This is a genomic window from Haematobacter sp. (assembly GCF_032102465.1).
Classification (GTDB): domain Bacteria; phylum Pseudomonadota; class Alphaproteobacteria; order Rhodobacterales; family Rhodobacteraceae; genus Haematobacter.
Map to the genome: position 1 here is coordinate 1 of NZ_DAMDHB010000018.1, position 23,536 is coordinate 23,536.

Genomic DNA, 23,536 nt, shown 5'->3' on the forward strand with positions numbered 1-23,536 from the left:
AGTTCACCCGGAGATTACGCCGCCGTCCAATTTCCACCACTTCCGAGACACGACCTTTCAATGAGCGCTTCGGCCTTGGTGGTGTATCCCGCGATCCGGGACAGGGACGGGATGACCTCCCCGTTGCCTCCCTGCCTGTCCGCAGTAAGGAGTTGACGGACGACCTCCACCTCCCCCCGCTGTGCATACTCCTGAGCGAGCGCAAAGAGTGTCTCGTTCTGCTCCTGCCCGGAGAGCCCTAGGAAGTCCCTGTTGGCGCTGCTACGCTGGAACACCTTCCTGACAATCTCGGAGGGCTCCACGGATGCATGAAGGTCATCATCGACGCTGTTCCGCATCCCGTCGAGGATCGTGGAGTTGATGAGCGTCTTGGTGTGCTCTGTCTTTTCAGCCGCATCCTTCTCCATCCACGAGCCCCGGAAGGCGTCTGTCTGGCGATAGAAGTTGGCCTTGGAGATTTCCGTGGGGAGGTCCGCCGCGAAGTCCTCGCGCATCCTGTCGAACTCCGCCCCGGCATCTCCGTAGGTGCGGTCGAAGTCGGTGTTGTAATAGGAGGACCACGAGACGCGGAAGTCGGAGGAAGCGCGTTCGCCAAGGAGCGCATTCAGGGCATCGTTCCGCACCCTTATGCCGTCCGAAGAGCCCGTTCGAGCCTCCTCACGTAGCTGCTCCGGTGTCATCATCTGGAGCCGCGCGAAGTATTCCTTGTTCTCGGTGGAGTTGGGATCGTTCTTGATCGCCCGATCCACCTTTCCATACTCCTCCAGCGTCGCGTTAAGCCCCCCAAGGGAGCGCACGAGGGCGTCCACATTGGAGTTCCGAACGGGCTGTGCTGCGCGGAGAACGGGGGCGGAAGCGATGCCGGGGGATTGCAGCTTGATCCGAGGGGTGCGCGGGTCTGCGATGTCCGTTCCAAAAATGCCGGATTTGCTCATTGGGCGCTCTCCTCTTTGTCAGCAACCCTCGGGGCACGGAGCAAACGGATAAGGCGACGAACCTCCGTCACATCTCCCGCCACACCTGAAACACCCTTGAGAACCTCCGGCATCAGCACGACGCCCTCTTTCGTGGCTGCGATCAAAATTGGGAAGATGGGGGTAAGAAGCCGTAGGGCCTCATCTGTCAGGTCAAGGAGGAAGCGCACCTCTTCGACCGAGGCAAGGAAGGTGCGGATTTCGGCTACTTCCGTCTCAAGATGTGCCGGAGTGATCTGGCCCCCCTCTACCGGAAAAAGCGCGCGGGGCACGTAGTCGGCAACCATGGTCAGGTTGGCAATGATGCTGCCACGGAGTCGGCGGAATTCTTCGAGGATTGGATCAAACACGTCCTCTTCCGTGTCGGGAGAGAACACATCGGTGGTATTTTGGATAGTCATCTCGGGTTGTTTTCCTGAAAGTTGGGTAAGGGTTCCCGCCGCCCCGCAACAATGCGGTCGTGGGTGAAGGCTTTCCCGGTCGCTGCCGCGCCGGATACTGCATGAGGTCCGCAGAAGAACGGGCACACCTTTTCCGGCACGTCACGACAGGACGCGCGGATTTCGGCATCTATTCTAGCGGCACTGACTCGCCGTCCTGATACCCTCACAGAGCCACGGAGAGCGCCTGTGGAGTCGGCCTCCGATTTCTCAGAGGGTTGGGCATGGGCAAACCTTCTAACGCCTCCAGAATACCGCTCATGGCCTCCGTGCGTGTCAGATTTGATAGTGTCCCGCCTATCGTGCGCGGGGGTAAGGGTTGCACTGAGTGCCTAGGACGGGGCGCGGCTTCCACACCACGCGACGGTTGAGTCGGGGCAGCGTTGCGCCCCTGTGAGTGTAGTTATGGAGGAAGGAGGCAGCCCAGTCAACGGAAATTATCAAGCCATTTCAGCTAGTTATTGCGGTATTGGATTTTTGTATTTGTGTTGTCTGGTTCTACTAGAAAAATCAGAAGGTTGCGACGTGACTGTGCCCAAAACTGTGCCCAAAGACGCATAAACTAGCCCTTTCCGGGCCGCGTCACATCGCGCACTTCGGCCAATGTAAGCGGGGTGAGAGGTTCCGGGACACCCCATCCCGGCCCTGTATTCGGGCATGAGGAGCTTCCTACGGTTTCACTGTCAGCGGGCACGAGGGGCAAAAGATACCCAAGCACCCGCGCAAGGGGGACCCATGAGCATAGGTCCGTCATCGGTAGGCCGTGCTGAAGGGACTGAAGCGAAGCCACACAGCAGTCAATCGAGTTAAGGACTTCGCGCTCAGGTGGGCGCTTCCCCCGTCTGATGATAGCAGCGGCCTTCGGAGCATTTCGTGGGTGAATTTCCCCGGTCTCCTTGCCACGGTCAGGAATGAGAGGGGTGACGTAGTCGAGAGCACTGGCCAGAGGTGCCCACACTTGGGGAGCGCCCACGGGAGCGCCCTGTTGCAAGGCGTTCAGAGCCACCATGCAACAGCCCGCCGCTTGCAATACATCTCTTTCCGCGTTTGACGCTTTGGATGCGGCGCGCGGTCTCGGTCTGGTTTTGGGTGTCATGCTTATCTCCAAATGCGGGTCCAAGGTCTGCCCGCCAGCAAAAACATGAATCTGTCCCGGCTGACTGTAAACCGCATTAAGCTATTGAAAAATATGAAGCATTCCCAGTACTGGGAACGCGTGTTGAAGAACGAATCACAACCCTTTGACGGGAATCGAAAACTCCCTCGCGCCCCTTCCAAGCTCATGCGACGCGAATGTGGCATCACAGCAACATCTTATGGTTGTATTTCTTCCCCGCGCGCATATGCGCCGTCCTTGCGGATCGCGGTCGAGAACGTCGCGTCTATACACGTTCACCTGCGCCTCAAACTCCTTCCCATGGGTCCGAATGAAGCGGGTGTCCTTGCCGATGGGGACCCCGAGGGTGGCTCAGAGCTTCCGAACAGCGGCGGTGATGCGCCCCTTCTCGGATTGCGTGAAATAGACGTGATTGATTGCCGCATACTCCGCCAAGGTCACGGACGTGAGTTCCGCAGTGAGCTTCCCGTTCTCCTTCTCCAGCTTCCCGTTTTCCCTCTCCAGCTTCTCCTTCTCCACGCGGAGCCGGTCCACCTTCCCGTTGAGGAGCGTAAGTGCCTTGAGGACAAGCTCGTCCTCCGACATCTCGCCAGTCACCACCTTCTCCTCGCCCATGATGTAACCGCCGTCCTTGCGGATCGCGGGGAGGACATCGCGCGTCACCCAGTCTTGGAACTCGCGGGCCACGGGGTTCTTCCGTTTGGCGCGCATGATGAGCTTGTAGAGGCCACTTTCGGAGATGAGCGCCAGCTGATAGCGGGCTCCTGAGAAGAGGTCGCTCAGCGCGTTATACGCGCTCAGCTTTCGGATGACCATCTGCTCGTCATCCGTAAGGAATGAACGTGCGCTGATGCCGGTGGTCCGCCCGAACAAGGCGGAGTAGAGGTCCACCGCCACGAACCATGGCTCCCCGGCGATCTTCACGGCCCGCAAGGTGATGCCTTTAAATTCGAATTGGAAGATTTCGTTCTCGTTGCTGTCTTTCATGCTTCACTCCAGATGCTATCCGGGCGCTCTTTCAGCGCCCTTAGTTTCTCGGGATCGAACCCGGCCCACTCCAGAACGCCATCCACTTCCACCACCGGAAGGCCCTTGAAGCCCGCCGCTGAGAGGCACCCGGAAAGAGCGTCTAGGCAAAGCAAAACGGCCCCCGAAGGAGCCGTGAAAGGTCAGTTAGCGATGTCGGGAGGGTTGGGTTATACGACCCCGAGGAGCTTCAATGTGGCCCCGAAGAACGCAGCGCCAGCCGCGAAGAGGCCCGTCCCGACCACCAGAGGATACCACCAGCGTTCCCGGTTGATCTTGGCAGTCTCCGCAATGATGCGGTTGACCTCCACCTTGAGCTTCTCGATCTCCACCGCTTCGCGCATGGTCATGCTCATGTTGTCCGCCTCGGGCATGAAAGGTCTCCTGTAGAAGATAGGCACGGTTGCCTTGACGATCCAGCAAAAAGGCCCCTGCGCTGACCTTCCTGACTACCTGCTGCTCGTCATCAATGAGGTGGCCGCACGGGGAACATACCCTCAATTTGAGGGCAGGTGCTGGTTCCCACCAAGGGTAGTGAAGTTCCACTCCCCCCAGCGCCCCTCACAGCGCCTGTAGCGGTCCTCGGTAGGGGTTGTAGGCCGGGATTGCCCAGCGCTCCTCTATGAGCTTCCTAGAGGCTGTGGTAAGGCTATGTCGCACAGGAGGCCCGTAGAGCGCCTGTGATGTGCTGTAATGGTTCTCGGTAGGGTAAGTGCAAGAGCGGGGAGAGCGTCTGTAGGGTGCCTTTGATGGCCTTTGAGCGGCTCCCTGAGAATATCTCAGGGACTTCCGATAGGGTTGACCGCTGCCCGCTGCCCACCTCCCCCGCATCACAGATATGATGGCACAGAGGATGAGTTACTCGCGAGTAACAAACCGCAGACAAGCCCCCTTACGCCCCTTCCAGAAGCCGGTAAACGCTGCTCCGGGCAATCCCAAGCCGCTTCGCTATCTCCGTTCCGCCTACTCCTTCCCTGTGGAGCCGTAGCACCTCATCGGCCTTGGCTCGTGCCGTGGGTGCTCTGCCACGATACTTGCCTTCTACCTTGGCCTTGGCGATGCCCTCCCGTTGGCGTTCCAGCATGATCTCCCTCTCGAACTGAGCGATGCCGCCCAGCAGGGTGAGCATGAGCCGCCCGGTAGGCGTGGAGGTATCAAGGCCCATGTCGAGGACCCTCAACCCCGCCTTGCGCTCCTCAAGCGTTCCTACGATCTCCATGAGGTGCCGCGTAGAGCGCGCGAGACGGTCCAGCTTGGTGACGACAAGCGTATCTCCTTCGCGGATGAAGGACAGCGCCGAGGCAAGCTCTGTGCGCGCCACCACGTCTACTGAGGACACCTGCTCCTCATACAACCGAGTGCATCCTGCCGCCGTCAGGTCCCGCCGCTGTGCATCCAGCCCTGCTGTCTGATCCAGCGTGGAAGTCCTCGCATATCCAATGAGCATTGCCGTCTCCCCTGTCCGCGTGCTGTCCTACTAGGGTTGTCCGATAGAGATGCTGTCCGATAATGTCAATATGGACCCATGTGGGACGGTTGGAGCGGGGTGGAGCGCTGTCCTGCTGGGGCAAGGGCAGTGGGACAGGTTTGCGTCACTCTCTCGAAAGGGAGTGTGGAGGGAACCGTGTGAGCCACCGGGGGGTATGCATCATCACCACCTGTCGAGGTCGGTGCTTCGGATTTTTGCGGCAAAATAGCCCCGCCTTGCTCTCCCGCCGCGAGATCGCTATCTAGGAGCACATTGAGGGTATCGTTCGGGACACACGAGAGCTTCTCGCCGCTCTACCCATATCGTCAACCATATGATTTTCAATCGAAAATCAGGATGAGCGCATGGGTGGGTTGGTGCCGGAACACCTCTCCTGGGCACCACCCCCTCCCCGCGAGGAAAGGTGAGAACGTGGCGATCCATCTTCATCAGGGTGACCTGCCGGACGGAGTTGATCTCGGTCCGGTCGTGGCCATTGATACGGAGACGATGGGGCTTGACCCCCGGCGGGATCGGCTGTGCCTGGTTCAGCTGTCCGCGGGGAACGGCGAGGCGCATCTGGTGCAGATCGGCAAGGGGCAGACCAGCGCCCCGAACCTTCAGCGCATGCTGGCCGATCCGAACGTCCTGAAGCTCTTTCATTTCGGGCGGTTCGACATTGCCGCGCTCTACAATGCGTTCGGCACGCTGACGGCGCCGGTGTACTGCACCAAGATCGCCTCCAAGCTCATCCGCACCTTCACCGACCGGCACGGGCTGAAGTATCTGGTGAGCGAGCTGGTGGGCGTGGACATCTCCAAGCAACAGCAGACGTCCGACTGGGGCGCCGAAACACTGACGCAGGCGCAGCTCGAATATGCCGCATCGGACGTGCTTTACCTGCACCGCCTGCGGGAAGAACTGGACCGTCGGCTCGCGCGGGAAGACCGGACGGAGCTGGCACGGGCCTGTTTTGACTTCCTGCCGACCCGCGCCATCCTCGACCTGAAGGGCTGGGCGGAGCCCGACCTGTTCTCGCACTGACCTCGCAGGACAACAGATGACGGAGGCCGACACTTTCATCCAGACGGGCCGCCGCGTGATCCTGCGCGAAGCGGAGGCGCTTGTCCTGCTCGCGGATACGCTCGGGAGCAGTTTCGCGCGGGCGGTGGAGACGATACTCGCCACCCGCGGGCGGGTGACCGTCTCCGGCATGGGGAAATCCGGCCATGTCGCGCGGAAGATCGCCGCGACGCTCGCCTCCACCGGCACGCCCGCGCATTTCGTCCATCCGGCGGAGGCCAGCCATGGCGACCTCGGCATGATCACGGGGGAGGATGTGGCGCTCGTGCTGTCCAACTCCGGCGAGACGCCGGAACTGGCCGATATCCTCGCCCATACCCGCCGCTTCGACATTCCGCTGATCGGGGTGGCGAGCCGGGCGGAGTCCACGCTGCTGCGGCAATCCGACGTGGCGCTTCTGCTTCCTCCCGCGCCGGAGGCGGGCGGCGAAGGGCTGGTGCCCACCACCTCCACCACCATGACGCTGGCACTGGGAGATGCCCTTGCCATCGCGCTGATGGAACACCGGCATTTCACGGCGGAGAATTTCCGCGTCTTCCATCCCGGCGGCAAGCTCGGCGCGCGGCTGCTGAAGGTGCGCGACCTCATGCACACCGATCTCCCGCTCGTCCCGCGCGACGCGCCCATGTCGGATGCGCTCCTGACGATGAGCCGGCTCGGCTTCGGCGTCACCGGCGTGACGGAGGCGGACGGCACCCTCGCCGGCATTATCACCGACGGCGACCTGCGCCGCCACATGGCCGGACTGCTGGACAGGCGCGCGGACCAGGTGATGACCCCTGCCCCCCGCACCATCGGCCCCGACGCGCTGGCGGAGCGCGCGCTGGCGGTGATGCAGGACCGGCGCATCACCGTGCTCTTCGTGGTGGAGCCGGAGGGCAGCCGCAACCCGGTGGGCCTCATCCACATTCAGGACTGCCTCCGCGCGGGCGTGGTGTGAGGCAATGACAGAGGCCGCCGCCGCCCGCGCGACCCGCAGGATCACCTATTCCCGCTTCGTCGCCTGGGCGAAGGTCATCCTGCCTCTCGTGGCGCTCGGCATTCTGTCGACCATCTTCCTGATCTCCCACCGGATCGACCCGAATTCCGGCATTCCCTTTGCAGAAGCCAATCTGGATGTGGAGGCGCTGATCCGCGATCAGCGGATCACCAATCCGACCTATGCCGGGATGACCTCCGACGGCACGATGGTCACCATCGCCGCCTATACCGCCCGGCCCGACCGAGAGGATCCGGGCCATGCAACGGCGGAAAACGTGCTCGCGCGGCTGGAGGAACCGGGCGGCGCGGAGACTGTCGTGACCGCCCCGACGGGGATCGTCGATACAGGCGCCAAGACCCTCCGGCTGAGCGGCGGCGTGGATGTCAACCGGTCCGACGGATACGAGATGCATGCCCCCACCGTCACGGCGCTTCTTGACGTGGGCCAGCTCGACGCCACCGGCCCCGTGGACGGGCGCGGCCCGCTCGGCACGCTGCAGGCCGGGGCGATGCAGGTCTTCCGCCAGAAAACCGGGGGAGACGGCGGGGGCGAAAACTACCGGCTGGTTTTCACCGAAGGCGTGCGGATAGTGTATCAGCCAAAGGCTCCCGAGGAGAGGAAGACCCCATGACCCTTGTCCTGCGCGCGGCTCTCGGCGCGTTACTGCTCCTCCCGCTCGCCCCCCTCCTGAGCCAGCCCGTCCTTGCGCAGGGCGTGGGCCTCCAGTTCAACGAGATGAAGCAGGATCCGGGCCAGCCGGTGGAGATCACCTCCAACCAGCTCGAGGTGGATCAGGCCAAGGGCACCGCGGTCTTTACCGGCGATGTGGTGGTGACGCAGGGCACCACGCGGATGAGCGCCGACCGCGTGGAGGCGACCTATGCCGCGGGAGCGGACGGGGCGGAGGGCGGTATTTCCACCATCCACGCGACCGGCAACGTGCTCATCGCCTCCGGTGACCTTGGCGTTCAGGGGGCGGAGGCCGTCTATACCATGGCTGAGGACCAGATCGTCATGACCGGCAGCGTCGTCGTCACGCAGGCGGGAAGCACGATCACCGGCCAGCGTCTCGTCGTCAATGTGGGCAGCGGCACGGGCCGGATGGAGGGGCGCGTCCGCACCGTCATCCAGTCCGGCAACCCGCCCGGCACCCCATCCCGCCCCTCATCCGGCCGGAGCAACCGCTGATGCGGATGCCCCGCCCCACACCGCCGCAACCGGCCTCGCCCAGCGGACTTGTCGTGCGTGGCCTGCGCAAGAGCTATGGCAAGCGCACGATCATCCGCGATGTTTCCCTCCATCTCGCCCGCGGGGAGGTGGTCGGGCTGCTCGGCCCGAACGGCTCCGGCAAGACCACCTGTTTCTACGCCATCGCCGGTCTGGTCATGGCCGACGGGGGCGAGGTCATCATCGACGGGCGGGATGCCTCCGGCCTGCCGATGTATCGCCGCGCGCGGCTTGGCATCGGTTATCTGCCGCAGGAGATGTCGATCTTCCGCGGCCTCTCGGTGGAGGACAACATCCTCGCCATTCTGGAGATCTCGGAGAAGCACCGCCACCGCCGCCGCGAACGGCTGGAGGAGTTGCTCTCGGAATTCTCCATCACCCATCTGCGCAATTCCCCCGCGCTCGCCCTGTCGGGTGGGGAGCGTCGGCGGGTGGAGATCGCGCGGAGCCTCGCGGCCAATCCCCGTTACCTGCTGCTGGACGAACCCTTCGCTGGGGTCGATCCGATCTCCATTTCCGATATCCGGGATCTGGTGAAGGATCTGAGCGCGCGGGGCATCGGCGTGCTCATCACCGACCATAACGTACGCGAGACACTGGAAATCGTCGATCGCGCCTATATCCTCCATGATGGAACCGTGCTGATGAGCGGCACGGCGGCAGAGGTGGTCAGCAACCCCGACGTGCGACGCGTCTATCTCGGGGAGGCCTTCACCTACAGCTGAGGGGGCAGACTTGGCCGTGACACCCAGGCTCGGCCTGAAACACCAGCAACGGCTCGCGCTGACGCCGGCACTGCGTCAGTCGATCGGCCTGCTCGCGCTGCCCGCTCTGGGGCTGATGGAGACGCTGGCAGCGGAAGCGGCAGAGAACCCCTTCCTGAGGTTCCGCGCCCGCCGGCAGGAAAGCGGTGGCGCGCTCTATGATCTCGCGCTCGGCACCGTGGCGGCGGTACGCCCTTTGACGGAAGAGCTGACGGCGCAGATCAGCATGAAGGCGCTGCCCCCGACACTCTCCCGCGCGGCATTGACGCTGGCCGCCCATGTCGGGCCGGACGGCTATCTGGAGGGAGAGGCCAGAGCCCTGCTGGCAGCGGCCGGACAATCCGCAGACTTCGCCGAAGCAGCCGTGACCGTGCTGAAGACCTGTGAGCCGACAGGGGTCGGCTCCCGCAGTTTCGCGGAATTCCTCGCCGCGCGGCTGGAGGAAGACGGAATCGACGAGCCGACCGCCCATCGCATAGCCGCGCTTGTCGCGACGCCTGCGGGACGTCTCCGCCAGCGACGCGCGCTCCCGTCCCTCCCCGATCTGCCCCCGCCGCTCCTGAAACGGGTCCGTGCCCTTCTGCGGCGCCTGCCGAACGCCCCGGTCGGGGAAGCGTCGCCAGCGCCTTCGGGGCCTGCACTGCCGGACCTGCGCATCGTGCGCCAGAACGACGGAAGCCTTCTCGTGGAGCGGGCACGGTCGTTCACCCTGTCGCTCGACGCGCGGCTTGTGCAGGCGCTTCGCGGCGGGGAGAGCGTCGAGGCGCGGCTCGCGCAGGCACGCGCGCTGATCGCCGCGGTGGAGTGGCGGCAGGCCACGCTGCTCCGCATCGGGAAAGCGATCCTTGCCCGGCAGGCCGACTTCTTTCATTCCGGTCCCGACGCGCTCCGGCCCCTGACACGGACGACGCTGGCGGAAGAACTGGCCCTGCACCCCTCCACGCTCGGGCGGGCGATCACCGCCAAGTCGCTGATCTTCGGAGGCCGGTTGCTGCCGCTCTCCATGTTCTTCTCCAGCGCGCTTCCCGCGACGGAGGGCGCTGAAAGCACATCTGTGTCGAGCGCCGCCGTCCGGCAGCACCTCCTGCGTCTGATCGCCGCAGAACCGCCCCAGACCCCCCTTTCCGACGCCATGCTGTGCGACCTTCTCCGGGGTCGCGGCGTTGACATTTCCCGGCGAACCGTCGCCAAATACCGCGAGAGCATGCGGATACCGTCCTCAGCGCAGCGCCGCCGTTCGGTGCGCCTGACCCGGATGGAGGAGAGTGACGGGGACCGGGGTAATGACCACGGGGAAATGAACCGGCGCGGCGCGCGCGGGTTTCCCTCTGGAGCCTGAAAGGAGAGACCATGCGCTATCAGATCAGCGGCAAGCAGCTCGACATCGGCGAAGCACTCCAGACGCATGTGCGGACGGAGATCGACGCCCTTGCGCTCAAATATGCGCAGGAGCCGACGGATGCCCTCGTCACATTCTCCCGCAATTCCTATGAGTTCGCCTGCGAGGCGACACTCCACCTTCCCAGCGGCCTGTCCATTCAGGCCAAGGGAACGGCGACGGAAATCTATGCCGCCTGCGCAGCCTGCACGGAGAAGATGGAAAAGCAGCTTCGCCGTTATCGCCGCCGCCTGAAGGCGCATCAGAGGAACCGCGCGCAGCCGGTTGTCTTTGACGGGGGTTCCTCGTATATCCTCGCCGCGAGTGACGGACCCGAGGATGTCGAACCCGATACGCTGCAACCGATGATCATCGCGGAGATGGAGGCGCGCATACCCTCCGTATCCGTGGGCGAGGCGGTGATGCAGATGGAACTGGCGGGATCGTCTCTTCTGGTCTTTCGAAATGAAGGACACGGCGGCGTGAACGTTGTATATCGTCGCGATGACGGGAATATCGGCTGGATCGACCCGCGTAACACGAGGTAGCGCTGCCTGACCGGCGGCGCCGGACGAAAGAGCTCCATGGATATATCGAGCCTTCTCAAGCCCGGGGCCGTCAAGGTCATCGGTCATCTGACAAGCAAGAAGCGCTTGTTTCAGGAACTCGGCGAAATCGCCGCGGCGGCCTATGATCTGGACGCCGCGTCTGCGACCGACGCGTTGCAGGAGCGGGAAAGCCTTGGCCCGACGGGCGTGGGTCACGGCATTGCCCTGCCCCATGCCCGGCTCGACGGGGTGGACAGGGTGGTCGGCGCTTTCGTCCGGCTGGAGAAACCGCTGGATTTCGACGCGGTGGACCGGCAGCCTGTGGACCTGATCTTCGCGCTTTTTGCCCCGAAGGACAGCGGGGTCGAGCATCTGAAGGCGCTGGCCCTCGTATCCCGCACGATGCGCGACCCGCAGATCTGCGCCAAGCTCCGCGCCAATGTGGATCCGGCCAAGCTGCACGCGATCCTGACCGAAGCACGCCCGGTCGCAGCCGGCTGACGCCTCGGCGGAGAGGCCCGCATCTCGGTGGGGATGAGAGCGTCTCGGTGGGCATAATGAAAAGGCCGCTCTTTCCGAGCGGCCTTTTGTTTTGGACTCCCGGCTTCGGCGCCGGGGAGGTTTGGGGAGCCGCGCCGCAGCGGCGCGGCAACCCCGCCGCTTACTGTGCCGCCTTCTGGATCGGAACGATCTCGTTCAGATAATCGGCGAATTCGTCATGCAGCTCTTCCCGGGCCAGCCCGAATGCGACGGTGGCCTGAAGGAAGCCCGCCTTGGAGCCGCAATCGAACCGCTGGCCACGGAAGCGGAAACCATAGACGTTGCCGGATTCGGTGATCTCGCGGGCAATGGCATCGGTGAGCTGAATTTCCCCGCCCGCGCCTTCCTTCTTCTCGTTGAGATGCTGCATGACCTTGGGTTGCAGGATGTAGCGGCCGATCACGGCGAGGTTCGACGGAGCCTCCCCCTTCTTAGGCTTCTCCACCATGCCCTTCGCCCTTACCAGCGAGCCCATGTCATCGGCGATGTCGAGCACGCCGTAGGAGGATGCCTTTTCAGGCAGCACTTCCATCGCCGCGACGATGTTGCCGCCGGTTTCGGCATAGGCTTCCACCATCTGCTGAAGGCAGGGCCGCTCCGCCGCGATCACGTCATCGGGCAGGATCACCGCGAAGGGTTCATCGCCGACGAGGTTGCGCGCGCACCACACCGCATGGCCGAGGCCGAGCGCCTTGTGCTGGCGGATATAGGCGATCTCACCGGAATCCATGTAGGTGGACTGAAGGATTTCCAGCAGGTCGGTCTTGCCCGACTTGCGGAGCGAATTCTCAAGCTCGGGCGCGTTGTCGAAGTAGTCCTCGAGCGCGCTCTTGCCCTTGGAGGTGACAAAAATGAACTCTTCAATCCCCGCGGCCCGCGCCTCGTCGATCGCATACTGGATCAGCGGACGATCAACGAGGGTCATGATCTCCTTCGGCACGGATTTGGTCGCGGGGAGGAACCGCGTTCCCAAGCCCGCGACGGGGAAAATGGCCTTGGTAACCTTGGTCTTCATTCGGGTCTCCGAACTGTGGCGTTCAGCGCCGGCCAATTCCGACGCGACTACACCAACACTATAGCGCATTCTGTGACGGGACGACGCAGTTATGCATGCGCGGAAAGATAGTAGCATCCAAACGCCGCTTTGCCACAAAAGTTGCCGACAATTTAGGCAAGATGTTGCCTATCCTGCACGGACAACTCCCGTCCGCCGGGCCAGCATCGCTTCTATCCTGGCAACATCCTCCAGGTTGTTGAGCTCCCAGAACTCCATCCCGCGCGCCGCCACCTCGACGCAAAGCACCGCACGGCCGTTCTCCAGAAACCGGAGCTGCTCCAGCCCTTCGAGCGTCTCCAGAGCGCCGATCTCCCAGCCGGGATAGGCCGCCAGCGCCTCAGGCCGATAGGCATAGACGCCCACATGGTGAAAGACCGGAGTCGCGTCCTGCGGCTCATAGGCTTGAGAGGTAAAGGGAATCACCTCCTTGGAGAAGTAGAGCCCCCTCCCCCCCGCGCCAAAGACCGCGGTCGTGCCGCCCACCCGGCCCGCGCGGCGATCGGCCAGCAGCCCTTCCAGCATCGCGCCATCGCAGCGCAGGACCGGTGTCGCGATCTCCGCCTCCGGCGCCTGTTTCAGACCGGCGATCAGGTCTTCCACAAACCAATGGGGTGTGAGCGGCGCATCCCCCTGCAGGTTGACGACGATGTCGTAGCCACCGCCCAGCGCCGCATGTGCCGCAGCGCAGCGTTCGGTGCCGTTCCGGCAGGTGTCGGGGGTCATCACGACCTCCGCTCCGAAGGCCTCCGCCGCTGCGCGAATCCGGTCGTCATCCGTGGCGACCACCACCCGGTCGATGCCGCCCACAGCGATTGCCGCCTCCCATGACCGCTGGATCAGCGTGCGGGGCACCCCGTCCGGCCCGGTCAGCGGGACAAGCGGCTTTCCCGGATAGCGGGTGGAGGCGTAGCGGGCTGGAATGACTATGAGCGTCTTCATGGACACCTCAGGCTGGAAGGAGGGCGACGCCCGGAGCGTAGGCGACAAAGGTCGGATTGCGAAACGCCGACTTGCCATATGTCAGCGGAGAGAGGTCGTCGAGACGCGCCACCTCCCCCCCCGCGGCACGGAGAACGGCATCCCCCGCCGCCGTATCCCATTCCATCGTCGGGCCGAGCCGCGGATAGAGATCCGCCTCCCCCGCCGCGACGAGGCAGAATTTCAGCGAAGACCCCGCGGCCTCCGACGCGGCAACCCTGTAGCGCGCGATATACTCCTCCGTCGCCGCATCCCTGTGGGACTTGGAGGCGACGACGATCAGCGCGTCATTGTCGGGCCTGCGCACCTGCAGCCGGCGGAGCGGGCCGGGGCGCGGGCCGAACGGCCCCTCCTCCTCCACCGCGCGGCCTGCGGCGTCGGTGTAGAAGAGCCGCTCCCGCGCCGGGGCATAGACCACGCCGCGAACGGGCCGGCCCTCCTCCACCAGAGCGATGTTCACGGTGAAATCCGCCCGCCTGCGCACGAATTCCTTTGTCCCATCCAGCGGATCGACGATGAGGAAGGTCCGCGCCTGCGCTGCGTGGGTCGCGGCCTGCTCCTCCGTCACCAGCGGCAGCTCCGGGAAGGCAGCGCGCAGCCCTTCGGAGATCACACGGTCGGCGGCGAGATCGGCCAGCGTCACCGGACTCTCGTCGGCCTTGGCCCGTGTGCCGAGCGTCCCGCTGTCATAGATCGCGAGGATCTCCCGCCCCGCTGCAAGGGCAAGGTCGCGAAAGACACGCTCGATCAGGTCGAAGTCCATGGCGTCTCACTCCTCCGCTCCGCGTCTGATAGCGCCGCGGAGCCATGCGGGGCAAGCAGGCAGATGACGAAGTCCAGCGAAAAAACGCCAGCAAACACAAGGAGACACGGCAGCGCGCCCTGCCCCCCTCATAGGGCCAGTGTCGCGGGAGCAAACCGGGCAGGCGGGCCGGAGATGGGGCGGCGTGGCACGCCGTTTCAGGGCGTCATCCATGCCGGGTTGATGTCAGGAACAGTCGGGTGCGCCTTCAGTGGACTACAACCTCCGTCTCGGCGACCCGGAATATCAGGTGCCGATGATGCGGCGCGGCGCGCAGGCGCCGGACGTGCTCCGCGGCACTGGCGAAGGGCGTCTTGCCGAAATGACGGTCGGCTGGGCGGATGACCGCGCGCTGAGCGTGGTGATGCCAGACGCTCGGACCCGACTAGGCGGACCGCGAAGGCGGGGGCAGACGGGGCAGACGGGCGGGTCCAGCAGGCAGCAAAGACGGGCAGCAAAGACGGGCGGAGAGAAGGGCGGCCATACAGTCGGCCCCGACAAGACCGCGACAGGACCGCGACAGGCGCGGGAAGCATTGCCCACCCGACCCCGGGCGCGCTACTCCCTCTTCCGACAGCAGGAGGTCGCCCATGCCCACAGATCCCGTAGCCCTCACCGCCGAACTGATCCGCTGCCCCTCCGTCACTCCGGAGGAAGGCGGCGCGCTCCTCCTCATGGAACGGGTGCTGACGGAGGCCGGGTTCGCCTGCACACGGGTGGACCGTAACGGCATTGCCAACCTGTTCGCCCGCTGGGGCAAGAGCGGAAACGGGCGGAGCTTCGGCTTCAACGGGCATACCGACGTGGTCCCCGCAGGCGAAGGCTGGAGCCATGACCCCTTCGGGGGGGAAGTGGTCGGCCCGGAGATCTGGGGACGCGGCGCGACCGACATGAAATCGGGCGTCGCCGCCTTCGTCGCAGCGGCCATCGACTTCGTGCAGGAGACGCCGCCCGACGGCTCCATCATCATCACGCTGACGGGGGACGAGGAAGGCGACGGCGTGGACGGGACCACTGCGATCCTCGACTGGATGGAGGCGCAGGGCGAGCGGATGGATGTCTGCCTCGTCGGCGAGCCCACCTGCCCGGAGCGGCTGGGCGACATGATGAAGATCGGACGGAGGGGTTCCATGAGCGCCTTTCTGACCGCAGCGGGCGTGCAGGGCCATTCCGCCTATCCGCACCGCGCGAGGAACCCGCTGACCGGCCTCGTCCGGCTCCTCGACCGGCTGGCGAACCACAGCCTCGATACCGGAACCGATCATTTCGACGCTTCCACCCTCGCCATCACCACCGTGGATACGGGCAACAAGGCCACCAACGTGATCCCGGCCGAGGCGCGGGCGACGGTCAACATCCGCTTCAACGACACCCACAGCTCGCAAAGCCTCACCGACTGGATCCGGCAGGAGGCCGACCGGGTGACAGCGGAAACCGGCATCACCTTCGGGATGCGCACCAAGGTCTCGGGAGAAGCCTTCCTGACGCCGCCCGGTCCGCTCTCCGGCCTCATTGCCCGCGCGGTGGAGGCGGAGACGGGCATCACCCCCGCGCTCTCCACCACCGGGGGCACGTCGGACGCGCGTTTCGTGCGCCGCCATTGCCCCGTGGTGGAATTCGGGCTGGTCGGCAAGACGATGCACCAAGTGGACGAACGGGTGGAGATCGCGCAGATCCTGGGCCTGAAGGCGATATATGCCCGCATCCTGCGGGACTATTTCGCCTGAGGCTTCTGCGGGAGCCGTGAAAATGCGGCAAACCCGCTGCCCCCGCCGCCGGTTTCCCGGATGACCGGACCCGCAGCCTGTGGTAGGGCGTGTGCATGAACCCGCTGCCCTCCAAATCCCAGATCCTTGAGTGGATCGCCGCACATCCCGGCCTTTCGGCCAAGCGCGACATCGCGAAAGCCTTCAACGTGAAGGGCGATCAGCGGGTCGAGCTGAAACGCATCCTGAAAGAGCTGGAGACGGAAGGCCAGCTCGAGCGGAAACGGAGCCGCTACCGCGATGCGGAGAAGCTGCCCCCGGTCTCCGTTCTGGAGGTGCTGAAGCCGGACGGCAACGGCGACCTTTTCGCCCGCGCGCTGGAATGGCAGGGCGACGGGCCGGAGCCGCGCATCCTCATGGTGCTGCGCAAGACCGATCCCGCGATCGGCCCCGGCGACCGCATCCTTGCCCGCGTGGTGGAGGCAGGGGCGGAGGACCATCATTACGAGGCCCGCCTGATCCGCAAGATCGGCAGCAACCCGCGCCGCATCCTCGGCGTCTTCCGCAAGGAAACGGAGGGCGGGCGCATCGTGCCCATCGACAAGGGCGCCGACCGCGACTGGCGCGTGGCCGCAACCGCCACGCAGGGCGCACAGGATGGCGAGCTGGTGGAGGCCGAACAGCTTGGCCACCGCGCCCGCATGGGTCTGCCGCAAGCGCGCGTCATCGAACGGCTGGGCGACCCCTCGGCTCCGAAGGCCGTTTCGCTCATCGCGATCCATCAGCACGGCATCCGCGACGCCTTCCCCGACAGCGTGATCGCCGAGGCCGATGCTATGAAACCCGCGACCGTGCGCGGCCGGGACGATCTGCGCGACATGCCCCTCGTCACCATCGACCCCGCCGATGCCCGCGACCATGACGATGCGGTCTATGCGGAGCCGGACAGCGATGAAGGCAACCCCGGCGGCCATATCGTCTGGGTAGCCATCGCGGATGTGGCGCATTACGTGAAACCCGGCTCGGCGCTGGACCGTGAGGCGCGGGAGCGTGGCAATTCCACCTACTTCCCCGACCGTGTGGTGCCCATGCTGCCGGACAGGCTGTCGGGCGACCTCTGCTCGCTCCACGAAGGGGTTGCGCGCCCCTGCATCGCCGTCCGCATGCGGCTCGACGCGGAGGGCAACAAGATCAGCCACCGTTTCGTGCGGGGCTTCATGCGCTCCGCCGCATCGCTGACCTATGAGCAGGTGCAGGCCGCGCAGGACGGGGCGCCTGATGCACAGGCGGAACCACTGCTGGACCGCGTGATCCGCCCGCTTTACGCCGCCTACGCCGCCGCCAGCGCCGCGCGGGCGCGCCGTCAGCCGCTGGACCTCGACCTGCCGGAGCGGCGGATCATCCTGACGGAAGACGGCCGCGTCGCCTCCGTCGCCTTCCGGGACCGGCTGGACGCGCACAAGCTCATCGAGGAGTTCATGATCCTCGCCAATGTCGCCGCGGCGGAGGAATTGATCCAGCGCCGCCGTCCCCTGCTGTTCCGCGTGCACGAGGAGCCCTCGCCCGAGAAGCTCGACGCGCTCCGCGAAGTGGCGGAGGCGTCCGGCTTCACGCTGGCCAAGGGACAGGTGCTTCAGACCCGGCATCTCAACAACCTGCTCGCACAGGCGGAGGGGACTTCGTTCGACCAGCTTCTGAACATCTCCACCCTCCGGTCGATGACGCAGGCCTATTACCACCCGGAGAACTTCGGCCATTTCGGGCTGGCGCTGCGGTCCTACGCCCATTTCACCTCGCCGATCCGGCGCTATTCCGACCTCATCGTCCATCGCGCGCTGATCTCGGCCCATGGCTGGGGGAAGGACGGTCTGACCCCCGCCGATATCGAGGGGCTGGAGGCCACGGCGGAGCATATCTCGGAGACGGAGCGTCGCTCCATGGCGGCGGAGCGGGACACGACGGACCGCTACCTTGCCGCCTATCTGTCCGAGCGGGTGGGCAATGAATTCTCGGGCCGCATCGCCGGCATCACCCGTTTCGGCGTCTTCGTCCGGCTGGATGAGACCGGGGCGGACGGGCTGATCCCCATCCGCGCGCTGGGGCATGAGTATTTCCATTTCGACGCTGACAGCCAGACGCTGATGGGCGATCAGACCGGCCTCACGCTCTCGCTCGGGCAGCGCGTCACCGTCCGGCTGGCGGAGGCCGTGCCAGTGACCGGCGGGCTGGTGCTGGACCTGCTGACGCTGGAGGACAACGAACTGCCGCGCGGCCCGCGGGCGGGGGGCCGTCCCGGCGGGCGGCGCACGGGGGCGCCCAAGGGGCGCAAGCCCGGCCCGGCCAAGGCGCGCAAGGACGCAACCTCCCGCAAGCTCACCCGCCGCAAGCGGGAAAGATAGGACGAAAGTTTCACCTGCGACCACCGCGACGCTTTGCAGATCGGTCTTCCGTTGCTACCATCGGCGCAACAAAAAGAATATCGAGCAGGTGACAGTATGCGCAATTCCTTGACCGCCTTCGCGGTGGCCGGCCTCGTCGCACTTCCGGCCTGCGGGTCGTCCGACTGGGTATCGCGGTCCTCCGCGGAAACGCGTGATTTCCCCCGCGCGCCCGTTGCGGTGCAGGCCCTGAACATGGTGGAGGATCAGGGTTTCGACAGCTGGCTCTCCGGCTTCCGGGGTCGGGCGACGGCTCAGGGGATATCGCCCCGGACCTTTGACACTGCCTTCGCGGGCGTGGGCTACGTGCCGGAAGTGATCCAGCGCGACCGTAATCAGGCCGAGTTCACGCGGTCCATCTGGCAATATCTGGACAGCGCCGTCTCCGACACGCGGATCGAGAACGGGCGCAAGGCGCTGGCCGAGAACCGCCGCGTGCTGGACGAAATCGAGGCCCGCTACGGTGTGGAGCGTGAGGTGGTCGTCGCGGTCTGGGGCATGGAAAGCTCCTATGGCAGCCACCGGGGAACCATGCCGGTGATTCCTTCGCTTGCAACCCTGGCCTATGACGGACGGCGCGGCGCGTTCTTCGAACAGCAACTCGTCGCCGCGCTGAAGATCATTCAGGCAGGCGATGTCGATGCCCGGCACATGACCGGCTCCTGGGCCGGGGCGATGGGCCACACGCAGTTCATCCCGACAAGCTACCTGCTCTACGCCGTGGATTTCCATGGCGACGGCAAGCGGGACATCTGGTCCGACGACCCCTCTGACGCGCTTGCCTCCACCGCCGCCTATCTGGCGCGCTCCGGCTGGACGCGCGGCCAGCCCTGGGGGGTGGAGGTGGTGCTTCCTGCCGGGTTCAACCATTCTCTCGCGGGCAAGGGTACGCGCAAGAGTGTCGCGGAATGGTCCTCTCTGGGCATCCGCTCCGCCGATGGCACGAGGCTACGGGATCATGGCGCGGCGTCCGTGCTCCAGCCTGCCGGGGCAAGTGGCCCTGCCTTTCTGATCTTCAACAATTTCCGCGCCATCTCGCGCTACAACGCCGCCGACAGCTATGTGATGGGTGTCGGCCATCTTTCCGACCGGCTGAAGGGCGGCGGCCCCTTCCTTACCGCCTGGCCCAGAACGGACCGGGCGCTTACCCAATCGGAGAGAACGGAACTGCAGCAACGCCTCGCCCGTGCCGGTTTCGATCCCGGGAGCGCGGATGGCAAAATCGGCCCCGACACGATTGCCGCCATCCGGGGCTATCAGGTCGCGAGCGGCATGACACCGGACGGCTATCCTTCCTACGATCTGCTCAATCGTCTGCGCTGACGGTCTCCATGAGGGGGGTTCACGCCCCCGCCCGCTTCGGTTCCTGCCCTCGCGGTGCAGGATCACTCCGTGGTGGGCTACCTCCGCAAGATGGAAAGCAGGGAGGCCGCGCTCCCCTGCCCCCGCAAAAGGGCGAGCGCCCCCGCGCCGGGTGCGTTTTGCGATGCTCCCGATTGAAGATCGGACATCAGGAGGAAGCGGCGGATCAGCGCTTCGGACTGGTCAGGATCGGCGAACTGCTTGATGGTATTCTGGCCGAGCGTGCTCTGCGCCCGGCTCTTCATCGTTCGCAGTTGCAGGTCTATGTCGAGAGCGCCGAAACTCGCCGGTAAGGCAAACGCCCGTTCGAAAACGGTACGCAACGGCTTCGACCCCAGCACCGCATACCAAAGAGTGTTGTCCGATCCGGGTCGCTCAGCCAGTTTCTCCAATTCGCGCTGCGCATTCATCGCCAGTCGCATGTCGTCGTTGCTTTCCCCCACTGCCGCTTCAAACGCACGTGTCTTGTATGCAGAGAGGATGGCATCCGCGAAACCCTCCCTCTGCGTTAAAGGCGGCTCTTCGGTGAAGGAAAAAGTCGATGCCATCTCGGCATAGGCTTTGTTGGAAAGCCGATTGGCGAGCGCGGTTCGTTCGTTGACACCGTCTTCCAGTACTTTTCGGATGAAGTACTTGTTACCAATGTCATCACCCAGACCAAAGGCGCCAAGCGCAACCTGAAGCAGGCGCCGGTCCGCGACCAGCTCCTCTGCGCTGGAAATTCCGCTGATGCGTTCTCTGAAATAGGCTTCGTCGCGCTGCATTTTAGCGGAAGCGACGAAAGTTTCCTTCTGCGCTTCCGCTGTACGTTGAAGAAACCGCCATCCGGCATATCCACCGACGGGAATGACGGGACCGAAGCTCATGGTTCTGCCAGAAGTCGCGCTTCCCTGGGCAACAACCCGCGAAGCGTTTTAAGAGCCGCATAGTATTGATGTGCGACGACACTCTGCCGCGCCTGTGACAACAACAGCCGGCTGGCAGCATCCGCCATGACATCATCAAGTTGATCTATCGCCGCCAAAAGATCGGCCCATGTCGCCTGTTCCGTCGCATCGCCGGACAGAACCAGCTGCGCCATATAACAGGCCCGACGGACGGGTGTTGTCGCCTCTCGGGGATGAAGCGCATCGCGGAGGCGAAGAATATGGGCCCCGGGAGTGATGATCGAAAAGCGCGATCGTCTATCGCCATTTTCAATCACGGCCCCGTTGACGAGCAGCCTCTCTCCCGGAGCAAGTTTGAGAACCAGCCCGCTCAAGAGCCCGTCCCCCGTTGCCGGATGCCTGCCATGACAGCCATATTGATCTCGATCAGCGCCTCCACTTCCGCGGTGCCGTTCAATACACGATCACTCTGAACCCGGACGAACTCCGCGAGATAGAAGATCTGCGCGCGGAGCGCGGCGGGCAATCCATTGCGCTGGCTCGCGACATCCGTCGCCAATACGGTCCACAGTCTGCGATTGTCGTGAAGCCCCTGGACGAGAGCCGGGAAACCAGCCCGACCGCCAGCCACGGCCGCACGGAGTTGCCGTGTCGCCCTTGCAAAGGCCTCGTATTCCATATCGCGCTCCGTTCCCAGCATAGGCTCGGTTCGCGCGTAGGCGCTTCGCGCCTTCTCGATTGCGTTCAAGATGCATCCTTTCAGCGACACATGGCTCAACGCTCGGAAAAAAGGCGCGGCGAGGCATAGGCCCCGCCGCAGACGATATTAACGGAAGAGCGACAGCACGTTCTGCGGCGCAGAGTTCGCGATGGACAGCGCCTGAATCCCCAGCTGCTGCTGCACCTGCAGCGCCTGGAGCCGCGCCGAGGCTTCTTCCATATCCGCGTCCACCATGGCCCCGATACCTTGTGTCAGAGCATCGGACAGTTTGCTGATGAAGTTCGCCTGCTTTTCGACACGGCTTTCGGTGGAGCCCAGCGTCGCGCCCGCGGTCTTTACGGTATCGAGAAGTCCTTCGATCGCCGTCAGCGCCGACGCAGCCCCCGCGACGGTGCTCACATCGATGGAGTCGAGCGCGCCCAGGCCGCCGCTGCCCGCGTTCTGAAAGCGACCGGAGACGGCAAGGTCGCCCGCCCCATTGTTCGTAAGCAGCAGCGTGCCCGGCGCCCCGCTGTCGTAGTCAAGGCTGACACCCTCGATGCCCAAGGCTTCGACCGCGCCCTTCAGACCAACTGCGACCAGATCGGCCGGGGTCGAGGAGGCGACATCGTCGGCAGTGACAGTATAGCTTGCGGTCTTGTCACCGATAGTCACCGAGATCCGGTCGCCGGCGGCCAGAGCATCGGTATCATTGTCGATGACGATGCTGGTGCTTGCCCCGCCACCATCCACCGTGGTCGCAAAGGTATCCGCTCCCGTCGACACACCGTCCGAACCGGTGAAGGCGGCCTTCGCGGTATAGGTGCCGATGGACAGATCCTGCTTCGCCACGCTGATCTTGGTCGGTGTCACAGACCCGTCGGAGCTGCGATCCAGAGACGCCAGATAGTCGACCGACCCTGTTCCTTCCAGCAGACTGATACCGCTGAATTGCGCCGTGCTGATCGTGGACTTGATGTTCGCGATAACCCCTTCGATGTCCTTTTGGAGTTCGGCGGAACCGGTTCCCTGCTGCGCAGCGACGATCTTGCCTTTGATCGAAGTCAGATCTTCAGCAATCGATTCGACCGCAGTCCGGGCAACGGCAATAGTGGACTTCGCCTGGGACAAGCCGTCCGACACCGCCTTGAAGCTCGCCACATCGGATTCCATCGTTTTGGAAATGGCCCAGACGGCGGCGTTGTCCTTGGCGGAAGCGACCGACTTCCCGGTGGAGATTTCGTCCTGAGTTTTGGCAAGACTGCTGTTAATGCCCTTCAACGTCTGAAGGGCGACCATCGCGCTCGAGTTCGTAAGAATGCTGGACATAGGAATTCCCCTGATAAGGTCGCGTTTTGCGCCCGTTGTGCCGTGAATTGGCTGGTCCGGCCTTCTGCCCGATGCGGATTTTTCCGCGCCATCCCTCTGGATGCCTGTCCATCATGGCGCCGAATCTCTAATGAATTCCTAAAGCGACGCGGAGAATATCTCGCATTCTAACGATCAGGCCTTTCGCTCGACGGCAGGGCCGGTGCTGTCCGTGATGCGGCGGCCATCTGTCCCATAAGCGGAAAAGGAGCCGTTGAGAGATGCCGATGGTCGCAGGCCCGTCAGCGCCGCCCTGATAAGTCCCTGGTTTCGGAGCGCGCGAGCGCGAATAATAGCAAGCTCCTCGCCTGAAGCTCGTGGCAGTTGCGCCAGCAGATCATCTGTCGCATCGATCAGCTCCGTCAGCCGTTCAAATCGCCCGGCGACAATCGCTTCACGCGTTGCCTCCATGAGTGCGAGCGCATTACGCATGGCCGCTCTCCCCCCGAATCAGCGCAGTGAAGAGGCTCTCCGAAAGGCCCACACCCCCCGCGCGTACAAGTTGCTTCGCCTGAGCCTCGCGCAGAAAGGAGGCGAACTGCCCCTCGCCCACACCGCCGCCGAAATCGTTCTTCGCTTCGGCAGGTTTGAGCATTTCCGCGAGAAAAGCGCCCTCCAGTGCTTCCGCAGCGGCTCGCAGTTTCAGTAACCGTGACTGATCAGGCATTCCATCGATTTCCATCGGCATCTC

General features: G+C 64.3%; 25 protein-coding genes. 11 read left to right on the top strand and 14 right to left on the bottom strand.

Annotation, left to right across the window (positions count from 1 at the left end; genetic code table 11):
* Positions 1 to 14: 14 nt before the first annotated feature.
* The 5 genes from RT513_RS12310 to RT513_RS12330 all read right to left on the bottom strand — a co-directional run bounded on the left by RT513_RS12310 (position 15) and on the right by RT513_RS12330 (position 5,004).
* The gene (locus RT513_RS12310) at positions 15 to 809 is read right to left on the bottom strand and encodes a hypothetical protein (protein WP_313534100.1); all 795 of its coding nucleotides are present in this window, start codon (positions 807 to 809) and stop codon (positions 15 to 17) included.
* A 122-nt stretch (positions 810 to 931) separates the two neighbouring features.
* A complete protein-coding gene (locus RT513_RS12315) occupies positions 932 to 1,375 on the bottom strand; it encodes a hypothetical protein (protein WP_290691323.1) in 444 nt (147 codons plus the stop codon).
* Between the two features lie 1,507 nt (positions 1,376 to 2,882).
* Positions 2,883 to 3,518, bottom strand: coding sequence for a BRO family protein (locus RT513_RS12320; protein ID WP_290691320.1), 636 nt, complete (start codon positions 3,516 to 3,518; stop codon positions 2,883 to 2,885).
* Between the two features lie 209 nt (positions 3,519 to 3,727).
* Positions 3,728 to 3,931, bottom strand: a complete 204-nt coding sequence (locus RT513_RS12325) for a hypothetical protein (protein ID WP_290691317.1) — start codon at positions 3,929 to 3,931, stop codon at positions 3,728 to 3,730.
* A gap of 518 nt (positions 3,932 to 4,449) precedes the next feature.
* Positions 4,450 to 5,004 carry a recombinase family protein gene (locus RT513_RS12330; RefSeq protein WP_290691314.1) on the bottom strand — a complete coding sequence of 185 codons (555 nt, stop codon included), beginning with the start codon at positions 5,002 to 5,004 and terminating at the stop codon, positions 4,450 to 4,452.
* Positions 5,005 to 5,457: 453 nt separating this feature from the next.
* Between RT513_RS12330 and RT513_RS12335 the strand changes: the two genes are divergently transcribed.
* From RT513_RS12335 to RT513_RS12370, 8 genes are read left to right on the top strand one after another with little or no spacing between them, the layout of a single operon-like run.
* Entirely contained in the window at positions 5,458 to 6,069 is a 612-nt protein-coding gene (locus RT513_RS12335) for a ribonuclease D (protein ID WP_088215764.1), read from the top strand.
* Between the two features lie 16 nt (positions 6,070 to 6,085).
* On the top strand, positions 6,086 to 7,048 hold the full coding sequence (locus tag RT513_RS12340; protein ID WP_290691311.1) for an SIS domain-containing protein: 963 nt from the start codon (positions 6,086 to 6,088) through the stop codon (positions 7,046 to 7,048).
* Positions 7,049 to 7,052: 4 nt separating this feature from the next.
* Positions 7,053 to 7,721, top strand: a complete 669-nt coding sequence (gene lptC / locus RT513_RS12345; protein WP_088215762.1) for an LPS export ABC transporter periplasmic protein LptC — start codon at positions 7,053 to 7,055, stop codon at positions 7,719 to 7,721.
* Complete coding sequence (lptA, locus tag RT513_RS12350) at positions 7,718 to 8,278, top strand: lipopolysaccharide transport periplasmic protein LptA (protein ID WP_088215761.1); 561 nt, start codon at positions 7,718 to 7,720, stop codon at positions 8,276 to 8,278. Before lptC ends, lptA begins: the two co-directional genes overlap by 4 nt.
* A gap of 5 nt (positions 8,279 to 8,283) precedes the next feature.
* The gene (lptB, locus tag RT513_RS12355; protein WP_088215855.1) at positions 8,284 to 9,042 is read left to right on the top strand and encodes an LPS export ABC transporter ATP-binding protein; all 759 of its coding nucleotides are present in this window, start codon (positions 8,284 to 8,286) and stop codon (positions 9,040 to 9,042) included.
* 16 nt (positions 9,043 to 9,058) lie between these two features.
* On the top strand, positions 9,059 to 10,420 hold the full coding sequence (locus RT513_RS12360) for a hypothetical protein (protein ID WP_290691331.1): 1,362 nt from the start codon (positions 9,059 to 9,061) through the stop codon (positions 10,418 to 10,420).
* A gap of 11 nt (positions 10,421 to 10,431) precedes the next feature.
* Positions 10,432 to 11,007, top strand: coding sequence for a ribosome hibernation-promoting factor, HPF/YfiA family (gene hpf / locus RT513_RS12365; RefSeq protein WP_088215759.1), 576 nt, complete (start codon positions 10,432 to 10,434; stop codon positions 11,005 to 11,007).
* 36 nt (positions 11,008 to 11,043) lie between these two features.
* Positions 11,044 to 11,508: a PTS sugar transporter subunit IIA gene (locus tag RT513_RS12370; protein ID WP_035742686.1), complete on the top strand. Its 465-nt coding sequence runs from the start codon at positions 11,044 to 11,046 to the stop codon at positions 11,506 to 11,508.
* A gap of 160 nt (positions 11,509 to 11,668) precedes the next feature.
* Here RT513_RS12370 and galU read toward each other — a convergent pair whose 3' ends face one another.
* The 3 genes from galU to cysQ form a co-directional block, all read right to left on the bottom strand.
* A complete protein-coding gene (gene galU / locus RT513_RS12375) occupies positions 11,669 to 12,562 on the bottom strand; it encodes a UTP--glucose-1-phosphate uridylyltransferase GalU (protein ID WP_035707656.1) in 894 nt (297 codons plus the stop codon).
* Between the two features lie 168 nt (positions 12,563 to 12,730).
* A complete protein-coding gene (locus RT513_RS12380) occupies positions 12,731 to 13,543 on the bottom strand; it encodes a 3-deoxy-manno-octulosonate cytidylyltransferase (RefSeq protein ID WP_290691302.1) in 813 nt (270 codons plus the stop codon).
* A gap of 7 nt (positions 13,544 to 13,550) precedes the next feature.
* Positions 13,551 to 14,345: a 3'(2'),5'-bisphosphate nucleotidase CysQ gene (gene cysQ / locus RT513_RS12385; protein ID WP_290691299.1), complete on the bottom strand. Its 795-nt coding sequence runs from the start codon at positions 14,343 to 14,345 to the stop codon at positions 13,551 to 13,553.
* 629 nt (positions 14,346 to 14,974) lie between these two features.
* Between cysQ and dapE the strand changes: the two genes are divergently transcribed.
* The 3 genes from dapE (at position 14,975) to RT513_RS12405 (ending at position 19,851) form a co-directional block, all read left to right on the top strand.
* On the top strand, positions 14,975 to 16,111 hold the full coding sequence (gene dapE, locus RT513_RS12395) for a succinyl-diaminopimelate desuccinylase (RefSeq protein ID WP_290691297.1): 1,137 nt from the start codon (positions 14,975 to 14,977) through the stop codon (positions 16,109 to 16,111).
* Between the two features lie 95 nt (positions 16,112 to 16,206).
* The gene (rnr, locus tag RT513_RS12400) at positions 16,207 to 18,489 is read left to right on the top strand and encodes a ribonuclease R (protein ID WP_313534101.1); all 2,283 of its coding nucleotides are present in this window, start codon (positions 16,207 to 16,209) and stop codon (positions 18,487 to 18,489) included.
* A 96-nt stretch (positions 18,490 to 18,585) separates the two neighbouring features.
* Positions 18,586 to 19,851, top strand: coding sequence for a lytic murein transglycosylase (locus tag RT513_RS12405; RefSeq protein ID WP_409518415.1), 1,266 nt, complete (start codon positions 18,586 to 18,588; stop codon positions 19,849 to 19,851).
* Between the two features lie 77 nt (positions 19,852 to 19,928).
* Here RT513_RS12405 and RT513_RS12410 read toward each other — a convergent pair whose 3' ends face one another.
* The 6 genes from RT513_RS12410 to RT513_RS12435 all read right to left on the bottom strand — a co-directional run bounded on the left by RT513_RS12410 (position 19,929) and on the right by RT513_RS12435 (position 23,527).
* Complete coding sequence (locus tag RT513_RS12410; protein ID WP_290688932.1) at positions 19,929 to 20,756, bottom strand: DUF1217 domain-containing protein; 828 nt, start codon at positions 20,754 to 20,756, stop codon at positions 19,929 to 19,931.
* Entirely contained in the window at positions 20,753 to 21,151 is a 399-nt protein-coding gene (flbT, locus tag RT513_RS12415) for a flagellar biosynthesis repressor FlbT (protein ID WP_290688930.1), read from the bottom strand. The genes RT513_RS12410 and flbT overlap by 4 nt, the downstream gene beginning before the upstream one ends.
* On the bottom strand, positions 21,148 to 21,525 hold the full coding sequence (gene flaF / locus RT513_RS12420; protein WP_290688928.1) for a flagellar biosynthesis regulator FlaF: 378 nt from the start codon (positions 21,523 to 21,525) through the stop codon (positions 21,148 to 21,150). The genes flbT and flaF overlap by 4 nt, the downstream gene beginning before the upstream one ends.
* Before the next feature lie 78 nt (positions 21,526 to 21,603).
* Positions 21,604 to 22,806 (bottom strand): flagellin, encoded by a 1,203-nt coding sequence (locus tag RT513_RS12425; RefSeq protein ID WP_290688926.1) that lies wholly within the window; start codon positions 22,804 to 22,806, stop codon positions 21,604 to 21,606.
* Between the two features lie 174 nt (positions 22,807 to 22,980).
* Positions 22,981 to 23,277 (bottom strand): hypothetical protein, encoded by a 297-nt coding sequence (locus RT513_RS12430; protein ID WP_290688924.1) that lies wholly within the window; start codon positions 23,275 to 23,277, stop codon positions 22,981 to 22,983.
* The gene (locus RT513_RS12435; protein WP_290688922.1) at positions 23,270 to 23,527 is read right to left on the bottom strand and encodes a rod-binding protein; all 258 of its coding nucleotides are present in this window, start codon (positions 23,525 to 23,527) and stop codon (positions 23,270 to 23,272) included. Before RT513_RS12435 ends, RT513_RS12430 begins: the two co-directional genes overlap by 8 nt.
* Positions 23,528 to 23,536 lie beyond the last annotated feature (9 nt).

Excerpts from the sequence above, each read along its gene's own strand:
- RT513_RS12315 (WP_290691323.1), bottom strand. The coding sequence starts at position 1,375 with ATGACTATCCAAAATACCACCGATGTGTTCTCTCCCGACACGGAAGAG.
- RT513_RS12320 (WP_290691320.1), bottom strand. The coding sequence starts at position 3,518 with ATGAAAGACAGCAACGAGAACGAAATCTTCCAATTCGAATTTAAAGGC.
- RT513_RS12325 (WP_290691317.1), bottom strand. The coding sequence starts at position 3,931 with ATGCCCGAGGCGGACAACATGAGCATGACCATGCGCGAAGCGGTGGAG.
- RT513_RS12330 (WP_290691314.1), bottom strand. The coding sequence starts at position 5,004 with ATGCTCATTGGATATGCGAGGACTTCCACGCTGGATCAGACAGCAGGG.
- RT513_RS12340 (WP_290691311.1), top strand. The coding sequence starts at position 6,086 with ATGACGGAGGCCGACACTTTCATCCAGACGGGCCGCCGCGTGATCCTG.
- lptC (WP_088215762.1), top strand. The coding sequence starts at position 7,053 with ATGACAGAGGCCGCCGCCGCCCGCGCGACCCGCAGGATCACCTATTCC.
- lptA (WP_088215761.1), top strand. The coding sequence starts at position 7,718 with ATGACCCTTGTCCTGCGCGCGGCTCTCGGCGCGTTACTGCTCCTCCCG.
- lptB (WP_088215855.1), top strand. The coding sequence starts at position 8,284 with ATGCCCCGCCCCACACCGCCGCAACCGGCCTCGCCCAGCGGACTTGTC.
- hpf (WP_088215759.1), top strand. The coding sequence starts at position 10,432 with ATGCGCTATCAGATCAGCGGCAAGCAGCTCGACATCGGCGAAGCACTC.
- RT513_RS12370 (WP_035742686.1), top strand. The coding sequence starts at position 11,044 with ATGGATATATCGAGCCTTCTCAAGCCCGGGGCCGTCAAGGTCATCGGT.
- galU (WP_035707656.1), bottom strand. The coding sequence starts at position 12,562 with ATGAAGACCAAGGTTACCAAGGCCATTTTCCCCGTCGCGGGCTTGGGA.
- RT513_RS12380 (WP_290691302.1), bottom strand. The coding sequence starts at position 13,543 with ATGAAGACGCTCATAGTCATTCCAGCCCGCTACGCCTCCACCCGCTAT.
- cysQ (WP_290691299.1), bottom strand. The coding sequence starts at position 14,345 with ATGGACTTCGACCTGATCGAGCGTGTCTTTCGCGACCTTGCCCTTGCA.
- dapE (WP_290691297.1), top strand. The coding sequence starts at position 14,975 with ATGCCCACAGATCCCGTAGCCCTCACCGCCGAACTGATCCGCTGCCCC.
- rnr (WP_313534101.1), top strand. The coding sequence starts at position 16,207 with ATGAACCCGCTGCCCTCCAAATCCCAGATCCTTGAGTGGATCGCCGCA.
- RT513_RS12405 (WP_409518415.1), top strand. The coding sequence starts at position 18,586 with ATGCGCAATTCCTTGACCGCCTTCGCGGTGGCCGGCCTCGTCGCACTT.
- RT513_RS12410 (WP_290688932.1), bottom strand. The coding sequence starts at position 20,756 with ATGAGCTTCGGTCCCGTCATTCCCGTCGGTGGATATGCCGGATGGCGG.
- RT513_RS12425 (WP_290688926.1), bottom strand. The coding sequence starts at position 22,806 with ATGTCCAGCATTCTTACGAACTCGAGCGCGATGGTCGCCCTTCAGACG.
- RT513_RS12430 (WP_290688924.1), bottom strand. The coding sequence starts at position 23,277 with ATGCGTAATGCGCTCGCACTCATGGAGGCAACGCGTGAAGCGATTGTC.
- RT513_RS12435 (WP_290688922.1), bottom strand. The coding sequence starts at position 23,527 with ATGGAAATCGATGGAATGCCTGATCAGTCACGGTTACTGAAACTGCGA.